The sequence below is a fragment of the Geobacillus thermocatenulatus genome (genome assembly GCF_002217655.1).
Lineage (GTDB): Bacteria > Bacillota > Bacilli > Bacillales > Anoxybacillaceae > Geobacillus > Geobacillus thermocatenulatus.
Genome location: NZ_NEWK01000001.1, coordinates 998,947 through 1,019,469, shown reverse-complemented (window position 1 = coordinate 1,019,469; position 20,523 = coordinate 998,947). Strand labels below are relative to the sequence as shown.

Below are 20,523 nucleotides of genomic sequence, written 5' to 3'. Positions count from 1 at the left end.
TTTCTGTATAGATGCCATTTGAAGCATGAACCGTTGCAGCTTTTCCAAGTCATTTGAGCGACTGTGGGGCGGCCGAACAACGCCGCTTTCAGGTTCATGTATGGGTCTGTGAAGCGGGAGGTTGTTCGGTCGTCCAAGCCACAGGCTTGCCTTTGACAGCCGAAAAATGGCAAACGCTTTTCCGTCAAGGATATGTGAAACGTTTTCGTTGCCATCTATAATAATTTGTTTTACATCCAGCCGGTCACTCGCCACGTTATATCATAGTCGACTTGTATGGAGATAAATGTAGAAACGAAAAAATCGGAAATTCTTTATTGCAACTTATATGCAATAGAAAAAAAAACGGGGCTTCTAGCTCCCTAACGGCACCAATTTGATATAAGCGGCGAGCGCCTCGAGCAGCTGTTGCTGGGCTTTGGCCAACAGCGCTTCATCCCGTTGCTCTTTGTATGCGGCAAGGGCGACATACGCCTGCTTCAGCGCCTCGATATAGCCTCCCGCTGTTTTGCCGTCGTCCATTTTGCTTTTTTCCAATGCATGATACGCGGTTTGCAGCGTCCGCCAGTCATCTTCGCCAACATTCCGGCCGCTAAGCAAGGCAGCGGAGACTGACGCCATCTGTTTGTACAGAGCTTCTCCCTTTCGGACAACCTCTAAACGGCGCGCGTTTGCATCCGCAGAAAACAGCAGTTCTTTGACGTACGTGCTCGACACTGCTTCGCGATATTTGTCGTTGACCGCACGCAGCGTTTCCTTATCCGCGCCGACGGCGATATAGAGCGCTGCCGGTTTTTGCCCCGCGACGACGACCGGCACGCCTGCTGTTTTGATCGACTCGAACGCCTGCTTGGCCGCCGCCGCATTCGAATAGACGCCAGCTTGAATGACCGCAATGGAAAACGGCGCTCGTATGACGCTTTCTCTTCCTTCTTCGCCCGCCGCTGTTTCAGGCTTTGTCCATTCCGTCATCGCTTCAGATGCCGGCGACGAAGCTAATTTTTCCTTCGGAATGATGCGCAGCACCGTCATGCCAAACGCCATGCCGACCAACGCAGCAACCAACGCGGCGGCGAAAAGCGGCTTGGCTTGAGCCGGCAGCCGCCATGTCCGACGTCTGGCGCTTTTCTTTTGTTGCATCGCCTCGGAAACGGAAATGACCCTTTCATCCGCCTCAAGGGCGGCCGCCTCTTCCCAACCCGTCGTTTCAATATCTTCTCGAACTTGCTCATCCTCCGCAACCCACAGACCTGTTGAGATCCCGCCTTCTTGAAACGCGCTCACTTGGCGGCTGTCATCCGCCTCGTTTTTGGCTCGCTGTCCTTTCCCTAGATGGCTGTCCACCGGATATCCACCCGACTCCTCGGACGGCCGTCCTTCCGACGAACGCTCCACGGTGAATGGGCGGGGCTTGCCATTGATATTCACCATAATGCGCATGCGCTGCTTGTCCATTTGGCCACCGTCCTTCTTCATGCTTCGATTTCTTTCGCCTATCTTACCACAAACGAAAAAAAAAAGAACAAGACATTTGTCGTCTTGTCCCTGCTTCTGTTCTTCATTTTCCGACATCAACGGTTGCGAATCGCCTCGGTCCCCAGCGCTTCGACAGGAATCGGCTGCTCGCGCCCCTCATAGGTGCAAAGCTGCTTTGTCTCCCCTTTCAAGCAAACGGCGTAATCGATCCCGCCATCTTCCCGCTTCGTGGCAAGCACGTACGATGGATTCGTTTCCGGCGGCAATACATTTCCGGTAAACGGATCTTCGATTGGATCCAGCAAACCGTTGCCCACCAATTCTCCATACGACAATATGGCAGAAGAACGGGCTGGCAAAAATTCCACTTTCTCGGCGCCGACATACAGCCGCGCCGCTTCATATAGTCCATACGCATCGGAAACAAACGCCCGCTCGCGCGCCCGGTCGATCACCGTCCACATGGCAAGACCGACGATCATCGCCACAATGCCGATGATCACCAACACAGCCAAAAGCTCAATGAGGGTCATCCCCCGCTTCATGCGAATGATCATCTCATCGCCCCCCTCTGCCAACTAGGACGCCGGTGCTGTCGCAGCAAAGGGGTTGTCCTTGCCGCTTGGCGGAGGAACATCGAGCGTTGGTGCGAGTTGTTTCCATTTTTCAAGCTTTGGCGCGTAAAACGCCCGCACCGTCACCGAATATGTCAATGGCTGAACATCATCGTTCGTTGATGTCAGCTCGGGAGGGCCCGTCACCGTCAGCCCCTCAATGGCTACAACGCGTTCCGACTGCTCCAGCACCTCTAAAAACCGTTCAAGCTGATAGTAGGAGGGCGACTGCACAGTCAATTGGGCGGTGACGGACTGAATGCTGCTCGGAGGCGATGCGGCTTGCGCTCCTTCTCCTCCGCTGCTCGCGCCATTGCCGTTCTGTGGCGAAGACTCAACCCCTTCATTGGAAAATTGGACGCTCACCAATTGGCTGTCGGCAACGTATTCCGCCTTCTGAAACAAAAGCAGCAACTGATCCGTAAGCGGGTAGACAGGAACTTTCTTCTGCAAAGCCGCAACTGTTTCCGCCGTCTTTTCTGTGGAAAGAGCCTGTTTTTGCTTCAAAGCAGCCAACACCTTTTTCTCACTCTGCACGGTTTGTTCCATCTGTTTAAGCGCACTGTAGCGAGGCATGACGAGCCATGCATAGGCGGCCGCAAACAAAAGGATGATGATCAGGGCCAGCACCGCCGCAAGAAGCGGCCATTTGCCAAAGCGGCTCATGATGGTTTCTCCTCCCCGCCAGTTTGACGCATTTCTAACTCATACTGAGCGATGTACCTAGGCACGACTTGATCGCCCGTCTGCCCGTCTTCTGCTTTCACATTGGCTGTCACATTGACGAGCTTTGCGCTTTTGACTGCTTTCACTCTGCCTAATCGGTCCAAATAATAAGCCGCCTCTTCCGGCGCATCAAATTGCACCATAAGTGTCATTTTCGTTTGGCTCGAGTACTCGACATTCATCACGAATCCGCGTTCAGGCAGCTGCTTCGTCAGCGCACGCAGCAACGGAACCGATTTCAGCGGGTAGCGTTGCGCCCATTCCACTGCTTTCGCCAACTCTTCCCATTCTTTCCCCTCGTCCGCCTGCTTCGCTTTCGCCGCGAGCATGCTTTGTTCCGCACGCACCTTCTTTAACTCCGCCTCCAACACAGCTTGGCGGTGGTCCGCTCGTTCTATCATCCAATACAGCCCGAAGGCAACGAGAAGAAGAAGCGCCGCACCGAGCAACAGGATGAGACGGATTGGCTGCCTCGTTTCTTTTTTCGGCAACAAGTTGATTTCAGCGATCATCGTCAGCCCTTCCTTCTTTCAGCGCCAATCCCCAAGCAAGATGAAAGCGGTCCGGCAACGGATCAAAGGGTGCGCTGAGCCGTTCGACAGACACATCGAGCCGCTCGTTCAAAGCGGTGAATACATGTTCCAGCTCCGGATGGTCGCCCGAAACAAACAGGCGTGTAATCGATTGTTTGCCTTGCTGGAGAGAAAATGAATAAAAACTCATCATCCGTTCGATTTCTTTGTACACATCGATGAACGGATCGACGAGCGCTGTCGCCCGTTCCCGCTCCTCAAGCGGCAAATGGCGCATAAACAAAGGCAAATGGCGGTGAAATGCGCTCAAATTTACAGCTGATTCATCAAACTGCACAAGCAAAACATGGTCATCCGGGCCTGCTTGTCCAGCGACATAAAACGGCCGATAGGCGCAAATCGGCGATACATCCGCGGCGACCGGGCGCAAGTCCGCTTCCTCCAACAACACTGCGTATTCCGACACCGCTTCTTCCGGCGCCGCAAACAGCAAAATAGAAAGCGACTCGTTCGTCCTCTCCATTACAACATAGTCAAACACCGGATCGGCAAAGGGAAGTGGAATCGATTCGCCAAGCTCCATAAACAAGTAACCGCGAATCTCTTCATCCGATAAATGGGAAGGAAGGGGCAAACTGCGGATCATGACGAATGGATCAGGGACGACAAAGCGCACGCACTGCCCACCGATTTTCCATTCCTCCACACATTCCTCTAAAACGAACGCCAACGTCTCCCGATCGATGATCCGACCATCTCGCACAATCCCGGCCGGCAACGGACGCTCACCCCATCGCTTCACTTCAGGCGAATTCCCAATTTTTGCTTCCACATAACGAATGGCATGGTCTTTGAGCACAATATTGACATATTTGGGATTCCTCCGCCATAACGCCATCGCTGTTCGCTCCCTTCCTTCCCATCATCGCAGACACAACGCGATGTACCATTCCATCATCCGATCGCCGAAAAACAGCGCCGTCAGCGCTCCAAGCGCGATCGCCGGCGCAAACGGCATCGGCTTGCCGCGCCGCACGTAGCCCAACGCCATGCCGACAAGCCCGATCACCGTTCCGTACAACGTCGCCAAGAAAAACGCGAGCAACACCAATTTCCATCCGAGCACCATCCCAAGCACGGCAAACAGCTTCACATCGCCGCCGCCCATCCCGCCTTTGGACAGCACAGCGATCAAAAGAAGCAAACCGAATCCGACCGCCGAACCGATCACCATATCGGTCCACGGCAAAAACGGGATCCACAGCCGCTCAACCAAAAACAAAGCGGCAAACACGAAAAGCACCTGGTCCGGGATGAGCATATAGCGAAGATCGGAGACGACGATGATCGCCAACAAGCTGATCAACGTCCACGCCACAACGAGCCGCCCGCTCCAGCCGACCCATATCGGCGCGGCCGTAAGGAAGGCAGCGGTGGCCAATTCCATCGCCGGGTAAAGGGGGGGGATGCGCTCCCCGCACCCTTTGCACCTCCCACGCTGCACGACATACGACACGACTGGGATCAACTCCCTCGCCGACAGCGTGCGTCCGCACGCCGGACAATGCGACCGTGGCCTGATGATCGACTCCCCGGCAGGGACCCGCAACCCAACGACGTTGAAAAATGATGCCAAAATGAAAGAGCAAAGCAATACTAGCCAATAGGCCATCAATACCATTTATATCTGCATCCTATTCTAGTTTCACGTCATCTCTCTTGAGTTCACTGACATCTTTATCATCGATATATTTGAAGGTACCGTTCCCATCCACAAGCGTCACTTTATACGTGATCCCGTTATTGTCCTTGATAATTTTCACAATGCTTTTTTCAGCATCGTATTTATCGGTGGACACTTTCCCAGGCGATTTTGGAATATTTTCCAAATAACCGCCTTCATACAGTTCTTTCAGTGTGTATTGCGTCTTTGTGTTCTTATCCGCCGCAATGGCTAGCCGCGCCGCGCTCGCAGCCTGCTTCGCATTGGCGATGTGGGCGTCTTTTTTCGAATTGTCCATGATGGCACCGATCGCCGGGATGGCAATGGCTGCGATAATCCCTAAAATGACGATGACGGCAAGCAGTTCGATGAGCGTCAAACCGCGCTCGTTTTTCAAGATGCGCTTGAACATGACTTTCCTCTCCTTTTCTTGGGATTTTTTTAGCATCATTTCCCTATTATTCTACAACATAGTCGAAAAAATAGGAAGATCTTCTTATGCAAATTATTGTTGAATGTGATTAAAGATATCATACATCGGCACGATGATCGAAGTGACGATCGTCCCGACGACGCCGGCGAGCAGCACGATCATGAGCGGTTCGATGAGCGACTTCAGCCGGTCGGTGCCGGCGTCGACTTCCGCCTCATAAAAATCGGCGACTTTGCCGAGCATGGCATCAAGCGAACCGGTTTGCTCGCCGATCGCGATCATTTGTGCAACAAGCGGCGGAAACGCCCAATGGCGGCGGAGCGGTTCAGCGAGCGGCTGGCCGCGCTCAAGGGCGGTCCGCGCTTCATCCAAGACAGTCGCGATCACTTCGTTTTCCACGACGCGCCGTGAAATTGCGAGCGCCTCTAAAATCGGGACTGAGCTCGACACAAGCGAACTCAATGTTCTTGTGGCGCGCGCGAGCGCCGCTTTTTGCACGAGCGTTCCGAAAATGGGGAGCCGCATCGCCGCATAATCCAAGTAATACTTCGTGCGCTTCTGCCTCCGGAGCGCGCTAAACAGCACGAACGCCCCCATCATTAAAAGAACGACCAGCCACCAGTAATGTTGCATAAACGCGCTCGCCTTTAGGACAAACTTCGTGATTCCCGGCAGTTCGGCGTGAAAATCCGCGAACATGTCTACAAACGTTGGAACAACGGAGACGAGAAGAAAAATGACAACCGCCACGGCGATGACGGCGACCGCCACGGGATAGGCGAGAGCAGAGACGATTTTTTGCCTCGTGCGGTGCACCTTTTCAAAATGGTCAGCGAGGCGATCAAGCGTTTCATCCAGCGTGCCGCTCGCTTCCCCCGCCCGCACCATATTGACAAACAGCGGCGGAAACACGCGCGGATGCTTGGCTGCTGCAACAGAGAGCGCATTTCCTTCGCGGAGAAGCAGCTCCATATCCGCGAGCGAGCGGGCCAACGCTTTGCTTTCCGTCTGCTCGGCCAAAATGCGAATCGAATCGACGATCGTCACTCCGGCGCGCACAAGAGTCGCGAACTGGCGCAAAAAGACGACGAAGTGTTGCAGCTTGACGGCCCGCCCGATGGTAATCTCTTTGTTCCAAACAGACGGAGGCACCTCTGTGATGACAACAGGACGAATGCCTTTATCCCGCAATTTCATGACCGCTTCGCGCCGGGAATTGGCCGCGATGACGCCGGTTTGCTTCCGTCCGCTTTGATTGCGCCCCTCATACTTAAATTGCGTCATCCGTCCCACGCTCCCTTGCCATATACGCTTCCGCCGCCGCTGGATCAATGCGCCCGGCGGCGACAAGCTCTTTGACGCTCATCTCCATCGTCTGCATGCCCATGCTTTTGCTCGTCTGCATGATGTTGACGATTTGATGCTCTTTTTCATTGCGGATCAAATTCGCCACCGCGGCGTTGTTAAGCAAAATTTCGATCGCCGCCGTCCTCCCTTTCTTTTGAGCATTCGGAAACAAGCGCTGGGCCATGACCGCGACAAGAACGGAAGCGAGCTGAAGCCGAATTTGCGCCTGCTGGGCAGACGGAAAAACATCAATCATCCGCTCAATCGCCGCCGGCGCGCTCGCGGTATGAAGCGTGCCGAGCACTAAATGGCCCGTCTCGGCTGCCGTGATAGCCGTTTGGATCGTTTCCAAATCGCGCATTTCCCCGACTAAAATGACGTCTGGATCTTGGCGGAGCGCCGCCCGCAACCCAGCGGCGAAGCTGTTCGTATCAAATCCGACTTCACGCTGGTCAATGATCGATTTCCCATGTTGATGCAAATATTCAATTGGGTCTTCGAGCGTGATGATATGCCTCGACATCGTTTTGTTTATGTAGTCGATCATCGCCGCCAGCGTCGTCGATTTGCCGCTGCCCGTCGGTCCCGTGACAAGCACAAGACCGTGAGGTTTTTCCGCGATGCGTTTCAACACATTCGGAAGGCCAAGCTCTTCCAATGTCGGAACGCGCGGCGGGATGAGGCGGACGGCAAGAGACACGCAAGACCGCTGCTTAAATACGTTGATCCGGAAGCGCGAGACGCCGGCCAATCCGTATGAGAAGTCGAGCTCCCCCGTTTCTTGAAACTGCTCCCAAAGCGGAGCGGGAATGACAGCGTTCGCCATTTGCTCCGTATCCGCCGGCCTGAGCCGTTCTTGCCCATACGCCTTCAGTTCTCCATGAATCCGAAAGATGGGCGGCGCTCCGACCGTCAAATGGACGTCAGACGCCCGATATTCAAATGCCGCTCGCAGCAACCCATCCAGCTTTTCCTTCATCCATCTCACCCATCAATGCAAAATCGCCACTTTCAGCACTTCTTCAAGCGTCGTCAACCCTTGCTTCACTTTCAACAGCCCATCATCGAGCAAAAAAATCATTTTGTTTTGAACAGCCAGCTCCCGTAATCTTGAGAAAGATTCATTGTTTAAAATGACGCGGCGCATTTCGTCCGTCATGACGAGCAGCTCATGAATCGCGAGGCGCCCCCGGTAGCCAGTCATGTTGCATGTCGGGCATCCGCGGCCGCGGACGAGTTGGGAAACCTCAAGGCCGCGGCGCGCAAAAATGTCCCGCTCCCGCTTCGTCGGCTCGTACCGCTCTTGGCAGTCGCGGCAGACGCGGCGCACAAGCCGCTGGGCGACAACACCCGCGAGCGACGTCGCCACTAAAAACGGCTCAATGCCCATATCAATCAGTCGGGTGATCGTGCTTAACGCATCGTTCGTATGCAGCGTGCTCAACACTAAATGCCCCGTGAGCGAAGCGCGAATCGCCACTTCCGCCGTTTCGCGGTCGCGAATCTCCCCGACCATGATAATGTTCGGGTCTTGTCGCAAAATTGAACGCAACCCTTGCGCGAACGTAAGTCCGACGTTCGGGTTGACTTGGATTTGGTTGACCCCTTCAATTTGGTATTCAACCGGGTCCTCAATCGTAATGATGTTGACTTGCTCGCTGTTTAAATGATTGAGCGCGGCGTATAGTGTCGACGATTTCCCCGATCCGGTCGGTCCGGTGATCAAAATAATGCCGTTTGGGCGCTCAATCAAGCGAATGAACCGATCCAAATTGACCGGATTGAAACCGAGCTTGTGGATGTCATTCAACGCCGCCCCCAAATCAAGCACGCGCATGACGATTTTCTCCCCGTACACCGTCGGAAGCGTTGATACACGCAAATCAACTGGGTGGAAGTCGATATTCATCTTGATCCGCCCGTCCTGCGGCACACGGTGCTCGGTGATGTCCATGTTGGCCAAAATTTTGATTCTGGCCGTCAACATGCTTTGCATATGTTTCGGCAGCGCCCGCTCGGTCCGCAATAACCCGTCAATTCGGTAGCGGATGAGCACTTTCGTCTCTTGCGGATCGATATGAATGTCGCTTGCCCGTTGCTCCACAGCAAACTGCAAAATTTGGTTTACTAAGCGAACAATGGGGGAATCGTCTTCACTCGTCCGTCCGTCATCGCGCATTTCCGCAGGCGGCGTGGGAAGCAAATCATCAAACGATTCATCTATGTCGTAATACTTGTTGATCGCCCGCAAAATATCGTCTTTCGATGCAATGGCCGTTTCGATCTGAAACCCTGTCGACAAGCGCAAATCATCAATCGCAAAAAAATCCATCGGATCAGCCATCGCCACGAGCAATCGATCGTCCTCCACCTTTAGAGGCATGATCAAATGGCGACGGGCAAACTCTTTGGGCACAAGGCTTGTCGCTTTCGGATCAATCGGATAGCGATACAAGCTCACATGCGGAATGCCAAGCTGAAACTCGAGCGCCTCAATGAGCTGCTGTTCTGTGATATAGCCGCGCTGCAGCAACGCATCGCCAAGCTTCTGGCCAGGCGTTTTCTCGCGCAGCGCTTCCGCCAGTTGCTCCTCTGTAATCAGCCCCGCTTCAACCAACAAATCGCCGAGGCGTTTCCGCTCGCGTTTTTGGTTCATTGACTTCCCCCGCTTTCCCCGTTTTCCTTCGTTTCCGTTGGAGGAGCCATGTTCGTTGAGGCGCTGCTGTTTTGCCCCTCGCTGTTTTGAGCCTCTGACTGTCCGTTGCTTTCTCCCGTCTGACCGCCATTGGCTGTGTCAGACGACGGCGATTGCGCTCCGCTTTCTTGCGACGAATTGGGCAGCGAAGATTCAGGAACTTCGAGGCCTTTCACCACAATGGTGTAGGTCGGCGGATAAAAGTCCTCACTCACGGTCTCTTTGCGGATCAAGCGAGATCCATCGCGCACGTCACGTTCCACTTTCACAAGCAACCCTGGGCGCCCCGTCTGCTTCGTCACCGTTTCATCCGGCGCCAGACGGGGGTTATATTGAATGATTTTGCGCGGTTCAATCGGCTCCGCTTTGCTCGCACGAACGATATATTGATAGGCAAACGGCCACCCGTACACCAACGCCTTTAGTTGACGGCCATCATAGCGAAGAATCAGCGTATAGTCGGTCGAGTTGGGGTTCAGCCACTGCAAATCACGCTTGTCATCGACCTTGGCCTCGAATCCAGGCGGAATGCCTTCAGGCAGTTTGCTCCCCGCATACCTTTCCATCACCAAAAAATTCGTCGACAGCACGGCGCGGTACACGGCTGATGCCAATGCGGAAATTGCTCGATCCGACAAGCCGTCCCCTGCCTTCTGAGTGACAGTCCGCAGCGAAACAAGTTGATTGGCAGGCAAGGCAAGGCGGCGCTCGGAAGCAAGAAAACGGGCAAGACTTTCATCGCGAACAGAGACAGCCGCTTCGCTCACAACCGTCTGCCCTCTTCCGGAAGAAGGCAAGTAGCGGGCCAAATCGAATGGCTGATCAGGGACGGAAAGCTGGGATGCCGCTGCTTCCAAATCCGCTTCCAATGCTTTGAGATCGAGCGCATCAGCGGCCGTCCGCGGAAGAAGGCGTTCCACCGTTTCCATGCAGGCGCTCATGTCAACCAAGACAAGAAGCGGCGAAGAGCGGCCATTGACGATATGTTTCATGCTTTCCGACAAACGAAACGTAAAGATGTCAATGGGCAGTTCCGCTTTTTTTTCTTGATAGCGGACGGCAAGCGAAGCCGTTGCGCGCCAGTCGTTCACCTGATCGGCCACCGCTTGTCCCGCTTCCCCTCTCGTCATCCCAGAAAGTGACACCGGTCCGACATACGTCCCAGAGCGATAGCGCCCTTGATCAGGTCCAAACGATTCATACGCCAAAACGCCCAAGCGAACAAAGGAAAGGAAATAAACCGTGCAGACGACCATGACAACAAATAATTTGCCTGCGGAAGCCGCTCTCACCCCAAGCGCCCCCTTTTCACTCAGCCTCAACGTTCATCGATACGTCGACAATCACACTAGGACCCGCTTCCTGCGCTCTTCTTACATCTTCTTCGCGAAGCGTTGTGCCCGCTGGAAAGAGAAGTTCACCCTTCAAATCATAAATGTCCTTTACCACCCGTTTTCCCGCAAGAAGAGCCACTTGTTTTTCGCGGAGCGATTCAAGCGCTTCGATGTTTTCAGCCGTCTCTGCCGCATGGTGGATGTGATCGGAAATGCCGTCGCTTTCTGTTTCGATTTTTTGCTGTTGAGTCAACATCGATGCGTCGGCAACAAGCGCATCTTTCGCGTCATCGCTGACGATCACTATATCCTTCCCATATGTCAGCACCTGATCAGCCGGCAACACCGCTTCACCGTTTTCAAGACGGAGGGCAATGCCGACAATGTCGCCCGTCTCCTCGTTTAAGAAAAACTCATAGACTTCCCCAAGGAGTTGGCCTTTGCGGGTGATCGCTTTTGTGTTTTTAATGCGGATTTGCTTGTTGACAAGCTGGTTGGCAATCGGGATTTCCGCCAAATCGATGACGTCATGGACATTGGCTACCGTCACCGCAAACTCGCCGATACCGATGACTTTTTTAAACGGAATCGCTTTTAAACTCAGCTGCACGTCTTCTTGCTCAATCGTGAAAAAATCGATGGAGCCTTTATCAGGATTGATAACAAAACTTTTCACCGCGCCGATCTGCGCCCCATCGGCAATGCTGATGATCGGCAATCCCATAATTTGTGCGCTCGTTTTCATCGTTCTTCACCTCGATCATTTGCTAATGTAGCAGCTGCATCCCGCCAAAGCGCCAGTTCGGCAATGATGGCAGGATATGAGGAAAAACGCGGCTCAAGCTCATCGATCCACGCGATGAGCTGCTGCACCTTTCTTTCTCGTGCGTAGTGTTCCAGCAGCAGCCGGGAAAATACATAATAGTCGCGGTCGGAAAGCGGAGCCTGCAAACATTGCCGTAAACATTGTTCATACGCCTCCGCGGTGAAACGGTCGCGGTTTAGCACGAGCTCCGCCGCCGCCATTTGCACTTTTGCCGAAGCAGGCGCATGCCCTCTTTCTCCCGCCGCGATCGCCCAACCAAGGGGAGCCGTTTCCTCTTGCATGGAAACAGGCTGCTCTGCAGCATCGTCCCTCAACCACTCTGACCGCTCAACATCAGCAGACTCCCCGTCTGAACCGAGGGCATCCCCTTCTTCATCGGACCATGCCGCCAACTCGTCAGCCAGCGCTGAGCGCGACCCGCTCTCCATCTGCTGTTCATCTTGATTATGCCCAAGTTCCGACATCTCAGCCAACGCTCTTTCTTCGGAAACGGCTGTTTCGGACCATGATTCGTCTCGTTCTTCATCAAGACCTTTCATGGACAGGAGACCATCCTGCTCCGCTTGGACGCGGAAGTACTCATCTTCGTTCATCCACCGCCGCCATTCGTCGTCCATGTCATCAACAGCCACGGACAATGTTGGAGCATGCTCCGGTTGTGCAGCATCTAGAAGTGGTTCTGTTTCCCCTTCGCCGCCCGCTTCATCGCGATGCACCACGGCTTCAAGATCGGGCGTCACGGCGCCCGGCCATTGATCAAGCCAATCGGAATCGCGGCGGAGCGGTTCTGAAACCCCAGCCGCCTCCTCCGCCTGCTCCCATCGCAGCATCTCTTCTGCCTCCTCAACCAGAAGATCGGTGCGGCCATGATGGTCCGCTTCCGTCGATTGTTCGGCTGCCTCTCGTCCTTCTTCAAGCGTTTCAAACGATTCGGAAAGAGGAAGCGACGGAACAGCCTCAACGAGCGGTGGATGCTGGGGCGGGACGATAGCTGCGGAAGACAGCTCTCTCCCTGTGAACCCCTCTTTCGCGTCGTCCATGAACCCAGTAGACTGTGAGTCAGTCCGGCGATAAAGAGCAGCGCCGAATCGGCGGTCAAGCAAATACGATGCGGCCGCCAACAGCAGGAGTACAGCAAGCCCTGTTTGCCAGAGCGGAAGAAGCGGTTCAGAAATTTCCGTTAACAGCGCGGCCGCAAGCGCCATGGCAACAGCCGCCATCCCCCCGATTCGGCTGAGGCCAAGCGGCAACAGCCAAACGAGAAACAACGCCACGACAAAAGCTCCAGCATAGATGAGAGCTTCTTTCATCACGCCCCCCCATTTCTATGACAAAAGACCTCTTTTATGATAAAAATCTGCAACATTCGACTCTTACATATTGTATAATAAAGTTACATATTTTGAAAGAAGGTTGTGGCAAATGGCGGAAAAGAATTTTGCTTCTTCCCATCCTAAAGGAGGATTTACGCTCATCGAAACCTTGCTGTCCGTCGCATTGCTGTCCGCAGTGGCAATCGGCTTGTTTTCCTTCTTTACGAACGCCATGAACTACACGGCCGACAACGAACAGAGGACAGTGGCCATTCATCTCGCAAGAGGGACGGCGTCATATTTTGAGAAAAATGTGCGCTTTGCTTCATTGGCCAATTACATGGCGAACAGCGGCACTTCTTTTCTAAAGGTGGACGAAACGAGTTGCAGTCAAACGGAACTGCTGAACCTCCTGTTTTCGCGGGGAAATGAAAGCGGAACGATCTCTGTACAGGAGGCATGCGCCGCCCAGCTCTCTCCAAAAGTAAACGACGTTCCATATGCAACAACGATCTATGTCATCCGCTCTGACCAACAAGGGTGGGACTCATTTCTTCGTTCGAGCGAATTCCAATCCTTTCCGGATCAACTGAAAGACGCCATTCGAACAGAACGAACCCGCGTCGTGTCTTCAGATGCTGGACGCTACATGATGAAAATATACGCCATCGTCCGCTATGGGGAAAAAACTCGTGAGATGACATGGGTCGAAGGAGTGATCACCGATGAAACGATCCGTTGACAATCAAGCAGGCATGTCGCTTGTAGAACTGTTGGCCGCTATCACGATTTCGATGCTGATCATTGGAATCATCTACACTGTGTTTGTCGCCGGCATTCGCGTGTATGAGCGAATCGGCATTGAAAATGAGCTGCGCAGCGAAGCGGATTATGCAGCGGCCCGCCTGATGAACACGCTGTATTCATTCTCTCCGGATGGCCTTGACGCGGGGCAAAATCAAGAAAATAAGCCGTTGCGGCAACTGTCATTCATTAAAAATGAGCAGTTTCAGACAAACGGTCAAGTCGGCCTCGTTTCCCGTGAACAAGCGGCGGAACCGAGCGTTCGGACCATTTCCATTGGAAACGGAAAGTTGATGGTTGATGGAGAGACGATCACGTCCACCCGCCTTTTGCTTGATGATTCTTCATCACTTTCCTTCCGCTGTGCGCGCAGGGAAGGAACGATTTGCCGAAGCGGTGTCCTCACAATGACCTTAACGATCAAAGACGGGGAAAACCATGGAGTCATCTCGATCCAACCGTTCACATTGCGAACGGAATTTGGTTTTTAGGGGGAAGCAATATGCTTCAAAAAGAGCAAGGATACAGCTTAATCACCACTTTGCTTGTCGTCACCATCTTTTTATTGCTCGGGTTGACCATTGTCACCGCCGCTGTTCAACACGCTCAATTTACAACAGCGCGCGTCGATGACGTGCAGTCGCTGCATGAAGCAAAAACAGAGCTTAACGAGGCATTGGCGGATTTCAAAGCGCAGTTATCCGCCCCCAATTTTTTTGTCGATCATCGCATTTTCACCCCTAATCAGTGGGATCAGTTTCTCGGGACAGACAGCTCATCACCTGCGGAAAACACGATCGCTGGCCGTTTGACTGCCCGCTACGGCGTAAACATAGTGGACGAAAGCGGGCAGTATGCTATTCCGAAGAACGAAGTGTTCCTCCGCGCCCTCCGTTTATCAAAGCGATTCACCGATGGCCACCGGGAGCGGACTGTTGAACGCCTTGTATTTGTCACCAATACGCCAAGTTTTCTCAAGTATGCGCTCGGGTCGAACAACGATGTCGTGTTAAACGGAGGCGTCTATGTCGAGAAAGGGAACGTCTACGCCGGGGGACACGCTTATGCCAGCAACGCGACCAACTATGTCAAACAGAACGGCCAATTAACCGTCGCTTCGCCCAACGCCGGCATGCCTCGCCTTTCTCCTTCGTCCGTCTGGTATACAAGCGATGGCCAGCTGATGGCATGCGGTCAAACAACCAGTTGTTGGACAGCGAATCAAACCCGTTTTTCCATGTCAGGCAATTGGACGCCTGTTTGGCCGACAGATGTTGTCGAACCGGCGCCTTCTGCCAAACAGGAAAACGAAGACTTCATCGATGTGGATTTCGATTTGACGGTTGCCGATAAGCTGTTGCTGGCAACAGCGATTTCACAAACTAGCGATTCGTATCTTGCCAACATACAACGTGTTCAAGAAGCAGCCGACAAAACAGGGGCGTTGCAGCGTTTAGCGGTGGCATTATCCAACCAGTGGACGCGGATCACTGCCGACCAAACAACCCCGCTGGAAAAAGTGCTCAAGCAAATTTCAAAGGAAAAACCGCTCTATTTAGATGGAAACGGCGCGCTTACGGGGGATGTGGACATTCGAAAGGACGCTGCCAACAAGATCAACCAGTGGCTCATCGTCAACGGCGATCTAACGCTCAATGGCCCGACAAACTCGAACCATTTTATCAATGTGTACGGAAATTTCATCGTTTTCGGCAATATGACGATCACCGGAAATGTGAAACTCGATGCCAGCATTTACGTCATGGGCAAAACGAAAATTTACCAAAGCCGAATTGAGCGTGCTGAAAGCGGCAAGGGAGTTGTGTTGTTGTCGAAAGGAACGCTCGATCTTTCCCGCATCAATGAGTTTGATAATCCGTCCATTCGAACGCCGAACTTAAAAGGCTACTTCTATACGGACAGCAGCGCCACCATTTACGCCGTCGGATCTTACTTATATATCGAAGGGGGGCTGTTCGCGCGCGGAAACGGGACGGCAGCGCCGGATGCCGATGTCGAAGGGCTGGTTATCAACGCGTTCCGCGGCCAAGTGAACGGAGACAATGAGGAGCCAAAACAATTTACGCCGGTCACCGATCCGCTCGCCTCACGCCTGATTGTCCGTTATCGCCCTGAAGTGCTCATTGAACAAGGAACAGGGCTCCCGTTTGTCAACCGCCTTTCGCTTGTCGTCGATCGTCTAGAAGTGAAATGAAAAAGCGGCTCCCGTTTGGAGCCGCTTTTTCTTTACCATCTACCTCCGCTGTTTCCACCGCCATTATTGTTCGTGGACGGCGGGCGCACGATGACCATCGCCTCTGCTTGAATGTCACGCCCATCTGGAGCCTTCACGTTTGCTGTCGCCGCAACGGTCGCGTATCCGACATCCACAGCCTGCAAATACCACCTGCCATTTTGCTGAACAATGTTGACAAATCTCGAATCGGATGACGTCACTGAGCGGAGCGTTTTATCCGTCGCATTTTCCGGGATAAAGCGGAGCTGTTCCGCCACTTCGAGCCGATCGCCCGGATTCATATAGATCACCGGGTTGCGGAAAGCTATGCCTGTGAGCGCTACGTACGGATCAATCACACGGATAGACGCCGTCGCAGAGGCATTCCCGCCGTCTGTAGAACGCACTGTAATGGCAACCGTCCCTGGTTTCAGCGCTGTGACAACTCCGTTTTGCACAACAGCCACGGCATTATCGCTTGACGACCATACTAGTGTTTTGTTCGTCGCATCGTTCGGGACAATCGTCACCGGGATCGTCTGCACATCCCCGACGTTCATCGCCGCCTGATACGCGCCGAGCTTCAACTCGGTGATCAACTTTGTATACGTAAACGCTGCACTCGCCAATCCTGTTCCTCTCGTCAATCCCCCGGATGACTGCACGTTCACGGCGTACGATCCATCGTTTGAGATCGGAATTTCATACGGAGAACTGAGCGCCATCCAAGCGGACGCCACGCCATTGCGCACAATTTGATACTGATAAGACACGCCTTCACCGGCCACAGGTCCCATCAATTTGACGGTAGGCGCCTCGTACGTCATTGCTCCATTCGCCACTGTGCCTTTTGATGTTGTCACCGAGAGATGAGGCTTAATATACACGGGCACCGTTTGGCCATTGCTGTAGGTGACAAGCAGCACGCCGTCATCAGTTCGGTCATATTGAAGCGCCTTGACAGGGAGCTGCAGCAATCCATACGAGTTAGGATGTTTGCTCGTTCCGACCAAGGATGAAGAAGCGGTGAACGTTTGCCATTTGCTGATTAGCCCGCTTTCATCGCCTTCATAGTAAAAGTTTGGAAAATCATCTAAACGAACCCTCATACCGATCCGCTCCGACGACGGCGAAAGCGGCGACGTCCTCGCCCCATAGCGGCTGTCGGTGAACGTCACGACCGCAGGGGGCAATTGGACATTGCTCATGGCAAAATCAGCCTGCATCACCCACTGCGCTGAGAGCGTCAACTTATTCAATTGGCTGTAGTCGAACGTCTGGTTGGCAAACGACCATTGTGCATAACGCTTCCCATTTTCCTCGTACATCACCACTTTGCCATCGGGGACGACAGAGATCCCGTCAGGAAGCTCCTGAACGATTTTTACGTTGCTGATCGTCCCGGTCGCATTGCCGACATACCCGACAAGCGACAACGAATACGTGGCCCGGAAACGATTGTCTTCCCCATCAGCCGCTCCCCGCTTGATCAAGCTATCAACCTTATTGACCAATCCTTGCAATTTCACTGTGCCTGTAAAGGACGGCGGCGCTTCATCCTTGACCGTGACCGTCACCGATTTCGTCACCGACGGCTGCAGCTGGCCGTATACATCCCGATAGGTCAATTCAGCGTTGAACGTATACGTCCCTTTCGCCTTAAACGAAACCGGAATGGAAAACGTGACGGGCGGAGGAGCGCTTTGTCCGACTTGATACGGAATGGAAAAGGAAATATAGGCGTTTTGCTTGTTTTCATCGAGCCATACTTGGCCGTTTTCCGCAATGGTGACATTGCCGCCGAACGACGAAAGCGGGATGCGCACCGTGCCTGTAAGCGCCGGCGTTGTGGCGAGCTGGGAGAAGCGTTGGAACAGAGCGGCCAGATTTTGCGCCGTTCCTTGCCGCGCCTCGCCTCCCGCTGTCGTGGACAACGCGCCCAAATAGTCCATGTCCACATCGTCGCTTTCACCAAAGCCGATTGAGAGAAGAGTGATGTTGTTCATCCCGAGCGTTTTCGCCACCGCTGTGGCATCGCTTCGGATTTTCTCTTCCAAGTTGCTGTACGTGAATGGATAGCCATTATCCCAAGATACGAAAGAGCCATTCACATAGTCACGGCCATCACTGTAAAATTGGCGGGTGTATCCTTTGTTGTCTGTAAAGCGGGCGCCCGCCGTCCGTCCATCGCTGTACAATTCATACGTTACGGGAAGAGAAGCGGTGATTTTAGTTCCTGTATACTGGTATCCGCCCACAAATTTTGGCTTGACTTCCCGATACGTAATGGAATCGGTTGTATTCAACACAGTCGGCATGCCATCGGTTAAGAAAATAATGTATTTTTTGCGCGTCGGATCAGTGAAATAGGACCGGGCAAGAGACAATGCCGCCGAGTAATTCGTCCCGCCGCTGGCGGTCAAGCTGTTCCCTGTATTGAGAATGGCGTCGAGCTGGCTTGCTACATCCGAATATTTTCCGAACGGAACGACGCTTGCCTGCCGGATTCCGTCGGAAAACGGGATGAGCGCGAAACGGTCATTTCCATTGTAATTCGACTTAAAGTAATTAACAGCCGTCTCCAAAGCCGATTTCGCGCTTTGCAGCTTCGTCATCGGCATCGTCATCGATCCCGACACATCCATGACAAACACAACATCGATCGGAGGGCGGATGATGGTGGACACCGCTCCTTGCGGATTGAGCGTCACATCAAGCCTCCCTTGTGCATCGGCATTCGGAGGTTTAACATACTCTGGCTGCGAGGAAGACAATTGAAATTGGAGCGACGGCAGAGAGGAAGAGGCTGCTTGCACCGTCTCCCCTTTCCCTACTAAGCCAAACATAAGCACAAATGCCCATATCGCAGCTATAAGCGTTTGAAAAAGCCCCTTTTTTTTCATGGCCCTCTCCCCATTTCAAGACAAAATTCCTATTTTCTTTATTATATCATTCTACTATTGCAGTTGATAGCAAAATTTTCTTATCCGATTCTTTTTTTTACGTCAGAAATAAAGTACAAAGATCCAGTAATCAACAGCATGTCTTGATCAGTCAACCGCGATGCCTGTTCGCCAATCCACTCTTCCCACTGATGAACAGCTGCCTTTTGTTGATGAGTTGAAAGCGCCGCCAGCTGTTCCGCCGCCGCCGCGCGCGGAAAATCGAACGTTGTAAACGTCATCGTTGTCGCCAGCTCGTCCAGGTGCCGAATCATCCGCTCCAGCGGCTTGTCTGTCAGCGCGGCGAACAAGACATGAACGCGCTTGTCGGGATAATGAGCGCGCACCGTCTCGACAAGGGCGCGAATGCCGGCTTCGTTATGGGCGCCGTCGAGGATGATGAGCGGTTTGCCGCTCACCCGCTCAAACCGGCCGGGCCAAGCGGCTGTGGCCAGCCCATCGGCGATATGCTCCGGATCGATCAAAAACGAATAGCCAAGGCGCAACAATTCTGCCGCCATCACCGCTACCGCCGCGTTTTCGACTTGATGGGCGCCGGGCATTTGAATGCGCAAATCACGATATTCGGCAAACGGTGTGACAAGCGAAAACTGCTCCCCTTCCACCGTCGCCTGCCGCTCGGAAACGGTGAAATCGACGCCGAGACGATATGTTTTCGCCTTCCGCTCCACCGCCGTCTTGGCGATCACCTCCCACGCTTCGGGCTCGTTGACCGCTGTCACAAGCGGAACCCCTGATTTAATGATCCCCGCTTTTTCCACGGCGATCTGATCGAGCGTATCGCCTAAGATGTTCATATGATCGTAGCTGACGTTCGTAATGACGGAAAGGAGCGGATAAATGATGTTGGTTGAGTCCAGGCGGCCGCCGAGCCCGACTTCGACGAGCACGATGTCTTGAATGTTTTGTTTGCCGAAATAATACAGCATCATGGCCGTGATCACTTCAAATTCGGTCGGCCCGCCAAGCTCTGTTTGTTCCAATTCATCCGCGAGCGGCTGAATGACTCGCACGAGCTCGACGATCTCTTGATCGGAAATCGGTTCGCCGTTGATGCTGATCCGCTCGTTAAACTGCTCGACATACGGCGAGGTGAACGTGCCGACCGAATAGCCCGCCGCCTGCAAAATGGAGCGCAAATAGGCGACCGTTGACCCTTTGCCGTTCGTCCCCCCGATATGGACGGCGCGGACGCGGCGTTCCGGGTGGCCGAGTTGTTCCATCATCCATTCCATCCGTTTCAATCCCGGTTTCATGCCGAGCCGCAGCCGCCCGTGAATCCAAGCGACCGCTTCTTCATACGTTCGAACCATGTCCATCGTCCTCCTTTTTCCATTGGTGTCTTGCCGCCCCCTGCCGGCTTCATGCGGCAGCTGCGCCACACATCGAGAAGCATGGCGAAAGGGAGTATATGTTGACAACAAACCTCTTCTCAGAATATGCCAACCTTCCATCATAATTCATCGAAAAAGACGAATCCACAGGAAAGCGGATTCGTCT

At 53.5% G+C, this 20,523-nt stretch carries 18 protein-coding genes; 3 read left to right on the top strand and 15 right to left on the bottom strand.

The window, feature by feature from the left end; all coding sequences use genetic code 11:
* Positions 1 to 354: 354 nt before the first annotated feature.
* From B9L19_RS05125 to B9L19_RS05065, 13 genes are all read right to left on the bottom strand, one after another.
* Complete coding sequence (locus B9L19_RS05125) at positions 355 to 1,455, bottom strand: stage II sporulation protein D (protein ID WP_089113908.1); 1,101 nt, start codon at positions 1,453 to 1,455, stop codon at positions 355 to 357.
* A 116-nt stretch (positions 1,456 to 1,571) separates the two neighbouring features.
* Positions 1,572 to 2,033 (bottom strand): type II secretion system protein, encoded by a 462-nt coding sequence (locus B9L19_RS05120; protein ID WP_025949367.1) that lies wholly within the window; start codon positions 2,031 to 2,033, stop codon positions 1,572 to 1,574.
* 21 nt (positions 2,034 to 2,054) lie between these two features.
* Positions 2,055 to 2,756, bottom strand: coding sequence for a hypothetical protein (locus B9L19_RS05115; protein WP_053004381.1), 702 nt, complete (start codon positions 2,754 to 2,756; stop codon positions 2,055 to 2,057).
* Entirely contained in the window at positions 2,753 to 3,328 is a 576-nt protein-coding gene (locus B9L19_RS05110) for a hypothetical protein (protein ID WP_025949369.1), read from the bottom strand. The genes B9L19_RS05115 and B9L19_RS05110 overlap by 4 nt, the downstream gene beginning before the upstream one ends.
* Positions 3,318 to 4,247 carry a type IV pilus biogenesis protein PilM gene (pilM, locus tag B9L19_RS05105; RefSeq protein WP_025949370.1) on the bottom strand — a complete coding sequence of 310 codons (930 nt, stop codon included), beginning with the start codon at positions 4,245 to 4,247 and terminating at the stop codon, positions 3,318 to 3,320. The genes B9L19_RS05110 and pilM overlap by 11 nt, the downstream gene beginning before the upstream one ends.
* Before the next feature lie 24 nt (positions 4,248 to 4,271).
* Positions 4,272 to 5,021 (bottom strand): prepilin peptidase, encoded by a 750-nt coding sequence (locus tag B9L19_RS05100; RefSeq protein WP_089113907.1) that lies wholly within the window; start codon positions 5,019 to 5,021, stop codon positions 4,272 to 4,274.
* A gap of 22 nt (positions 5,022 to 5,043) precedes the next feature.
* Positions 5,044 to 5,484 (bottom strand): prepilin-type N-terminal cleavage/methylation domain-containing protein, encoded by a 441-nt coding sequence (locus B9L19_RS05095; RefSeq protein WP_047752721.1) that lies wholly within the window; start codon positions 5,482 to 5,484, stop codon positions 5,044 to 5,046.
* A 93-nt stretch (positions 5,485 to 5,577) separates the two neighbouring features.
* The gene (locus B9L19_RS05090) at positions 5,578 to 6,789 is read right to left on the bottom strand and encodes a type II secretion system F family protein (protein ID WP_025949373.1); all 1,212 of its coding nucleotides are present in this window, start codon (positions 6,787 to 6,789) and stop codon (positions 5,578 to 5,580) included.
* A complete protein-coding gene (locus B9L19_RS05085) occupies positions 6,776 to 7,831 on the bottom strand; it encodes a type IV pilus twitching motility protein PilT (protein WP_025949374.1) in 1,056 nt (351 codons plus the stop codon). The genes B9L19_RS05090 and B9L19_RS05085 overlap by 14 nt, the downstream gene beginning before the upstream one ends.
* Before the next feature lie 12 nt (positions 7,832 to 7,843).
* Positions 7,844 to 9,508, bottom strand: a complete 1,665-nt coding sequence (locus B9L19_RS05080) for a GspE/PulE family protein (protein WP_047752720.1) — start codon at positions 9,506 to 9,508, stop codon at positions 7,844 to 7,846.
* The gene (locus tag B9L19_RS05075) at positions 9,505 to 10,839 is read right to left on the bottom strand and encodes a G5 domain-containing protein (RefSeq protein WP_025949376.1); all 1,335 of its coding nucleotides are present in this window, start codon (positions 10,837 to 10,839) and stop codon (positions 9,505 to 9,507) included. The genes B9L19_RS05080 and B9L19_RS05075 overlap by 4 nt, the downstream gene beginning before the upstream one ends.
* Positions 10,840 to 10,855: 16 nt before the next feature.
* Positions 10,856 to 11,626 carry a PRC-barrel domain-containing protein gene (locus tag B9L19_RS05070; RefSeq protein WP_025949377.1) on the bottom strand — a complete coding sequence of 257 codons (771 nt, stop codon included), beginning with the start codon at positions 11,624 to 11,626 and terminating at the stop codon, positions 10,856 to 10,858.
* Positions 11,623 to 13,017 carry a hypothetical protein gene (locus tag B9L19_RS05065; protein WP_047752719.1) on the bottom strand — a complete coding sequence of 465 codons (1,395 nt, stop codon included), beginning with the start codon at positions 13,015 to 13,017 and terminating at the stop codon, positions 11,623 to 11,625. Before B9L19_RS05065 ends, B9L19_RS05070 begins: the two co-directional genes overlap by 4 nt.
* A gap of 112 nt (positions 13,018 to 13,129) precedes the next feature.
* Here B9L19_RS05065 and B9L19_RS05060 point away from each other — a divergent pair, with 112 nt between their 5' ends.
* Genes B9L19_RS05060 through B9L19_RS05050 form a run of 3 tightly spaced genes read left to right on the top strand, consistent with a single transcriptional unit; the run spans position 13,130 to position 16,039 of the window.
* Entirely contained in the window at positions 13,130 to 13,762 is a 633-nt protein-coding gene (locus B9L19_RS05060; RefSeq protein WP_025949379.1) for a type IV pilus modification PilV family protein, read from the top strand.
* Positions 13,746 to 14,315 carry a PulJ/GspJ family protein gene (locus B9L19_RS05055; protein WP_025949380.1) on the top strand — a complete coding sequence of 190 codons (570 nt, stop codon included), beginning with the start codon at positions 13,746 to 13,748 and terminating at the stop codon, positions 14,313 to 14,315. Before B9L19_RS05060 ends, B9L19_RS05055 begins: the two co-directional genes overlap by 17 nt.
* 11 nt (positions 14,316 to 14,326) lie before the next feature.
* On the top strand, positions 14,327 to 16,039 hold the full coding sequence (locus tag B9L19_RS05050) for a hypothetical protein (RefSeq protein WP_025949381.1): 1,713 nt from the start codon (positions 14,327 to 14,329) through the stop codon (positions 16,037 to 16,039).
* A 32-nt stretch (positions 16,040 to 16,071) separates the two neighbouring features.
* On the opposite strand, the gene B9L19_RS05045 is transcribed toward B9L19_RS05050, so the two are convergent.
* Positions 16,072 to 18,906, bottom strand: a complete 2,835-nt coding sequence (locus tag B9L19_RS05045; protein ID WP_241771958.1) for a vWA domain-containing protein — start codon at positions 18,904 to 18,906, stop codon at positions 16,072 to 16,074.
* Positions 18,907 to 19,043: 137 nt separating this feature from the next.
* On the bottom strand, positions 19,044 to 20,336 hold the full coding sequence (locus B9L19_RS05040; protein ID WP_089113866.1) for a bifunctional folylpolyglutamate synthase/dihydrofolate synthase: 1,293 nt from the start codon (positions 20,334 to 20,336) through the stop codon (positions 19,044 to 19,046).
* Positions 20,337 to 20,523 lie beyond the last annotated feature (187 nt).